The organism is Aliiglaciecola sp., from assembly GCF_039982535.1.
Taxonomy (GTDB): Bacteria; Pseudomonadota; Gammaproteobacteria; order Enterobacterales; family Alteromonadaceae; genus Aliiglaciecola.
In genome coordinates this window covers 1-1,748 of the sequence record NZ_JBDWYG010000043.1, presented here as the reverse complement: position 1 = coordinate 1,748, position 1,748 = coordinate 1, and the positions used below count along the sequence as shown (strand labels likewise).

Genomic DNA, 1,748 nt, shown 5'->3' with positions numbered 1-1,748 from the left:
GAAGCAAACCGTATTCTATATCTAGATGCTTGGAACTTTCGGATGTCAACATCTGGTACGCAATTGCGTGTCATCTCAGTCAATTTCGAACCCAATTAGGTTAATGCAACAGTCCCGTTATTGGGATACCGGCAAAGCTTTCGATCTCTGCGATCTGCGAAAGCGACTTTGCAAGGTATGGAGACGATCAGAACAATAAAAAACGGACACATCCACAATCGACTACCAGGCGTTCAAGGAGAGATGCTTAAAATTCGGGATTACCTATGATTCCCCCCAAAGGGGCAACCGGCTACCATTACTGATAGTGCTTATACAAAAAAAGTACTCACGCCCTACATATTTTGGAATGATTTGTGTTATCAATTTTTGTTTCCATTCTTGGAGCGATGGCTATTTGGGGAATACACGCTGGAGAAGAGTTTCTGTTTAAAGAAGACTTAGAGCGTTTGGGAGTTATGATTCTCAACGATCAGGTTCCATTAGGTCTAACCGACCGCCTGAGCAGTTTTTTTTGGTTTCAGCGGTTTGAGTACGTATTAAGGGTGCTGGTTTTGCTTTCTTTACCCATAATCCTACACTATTTTGAAAGACCAGCTACTACTTTCGGAAAATTGAAGATCTTGGGGGTGATACCGGTTTCTTATCTCCTTTCGGTAATTCTTTCTGGGGAAATATTTAATCCTAACTTAAGTCTTGAAGAGGTTTGCTGGGCATTTGTTCTCGCATCCGCCTCATTCCTCTTTTTTAGTAGAAATATAGGGGATACCTCGAAATGACATTAACGCTAGAAGACGTCGGCCTGGACCAAGATAGTCTGGTCTTGGAAGCTCTCGACTTTGCAGTGGATCAGGGTTTGCTTGATTCCGCTATTGGAGACGCATTAAAGTTTGGCAACCTTTTATCCAACATTGGGGACCCCCAAACGTTCTATACTGGATATCTGATCGGCCGACGTTTAGACAGTCCAGCCTTGGCGCAAGCATCTCAAATGGAAATAACCGCTTTTGAAGCGGCGATTGAGCAAATAAAGATACAAGCACGCTTAAGTATTTACGCTCGATTAACAACTGAGGTCCCGCTCGAAGAAAGGACTCTAGAACGTGGTGAACAAGTATTTGAGAATGCCACGGGTATTGTCGACGCTATTTTTGACCCCTTATTATCCGACTTGGGACTGTTGCATTAACTGAATGCCGGAAAAATCGAAGCAAACCGTATTCTATATCTAGATGCTTGGAACTTTCGGATGTCAACATCTGGTACGCAATTGCGTGTCATCTCAGTCAATTTCGAACCCAATTAGGTTAATGCAACAGTCCCGTTTGGTTTGGCTGCATGAAAACAATGTGTTACGATTTAGACGTAGGCTTAACCGATTAATGCAACAGTCCCAGCCTGTTGGCCAGCAGCTTCACCGGCACGCCATGGGTTGAATCTGTGACCAATCCATCCAACACCGTCAGGGCTACCCCTGACCGAAAGGCCACAGCTTCAAGGGTTTCTGCGTGCTGAGAGGTGACGCGGGCGGGTTGCATCGGTAGTTTGGCAAAGTCGTCATCGATGGTTGCTGGCTGAAAGGTCTTGTTTGGGCGCCATCTACTCACGGCGCTTTTACCCGTTATGTACTAAATAACCGCCTTGCCTTACAGCTCTATGTTATGTCCAATAATCTTGCATTATCAGACATTAGTAGACATAGTTCAAAACATGTCGGATTTTACAGATAAACAGAGCGAAAAAAACCC

General features: G+C 44.4%; 2 protein-coding genes. Both read left to right on the top strand.

Features of this window, described 5'->3' with window-relative positions; all coding sequences use genetic code 11:
• Positions 1 to 356 precede the first annotated feature (356 nt).
• Positions 357 to 779: a hypothetical protein gene (locus tag ABJV04_RS13960; RefSeq protein ID WP_348492164.1), complete on the top strand. Its 423-nt coding sequence runs from the start codon at positions 357 to 359 to the stop codon at positions 777 to 779.
• Positions 776 to 1,189 (top strand): hypothetical protein, encoded by a 414-nt coding sequence (locus ABJV04_RS13955; RefSeq protein WP_348492163.1) that lies wholly within the window; start codon positions 776 to 778, stop codon positions 1,187 to 1,189. The genes ABJV04_RS13960 and ABJV04_RS13955 overlap by 4 nt, the downstream gene beginning before the upstream one ends.
• Positions 1,190 to 1,748: the final 559 nt, after the last annotated feature.

Bases quoted from the DNA above. Each gene is read 5' to 3' on its own strand.
- ABJV04_RS13955 (WP_348492163.1), top strand. From the start codon at position 776: ATGACATTAACGCTAGAAGACGTCGGCCTGGACCAAGATAGTCTGGTC.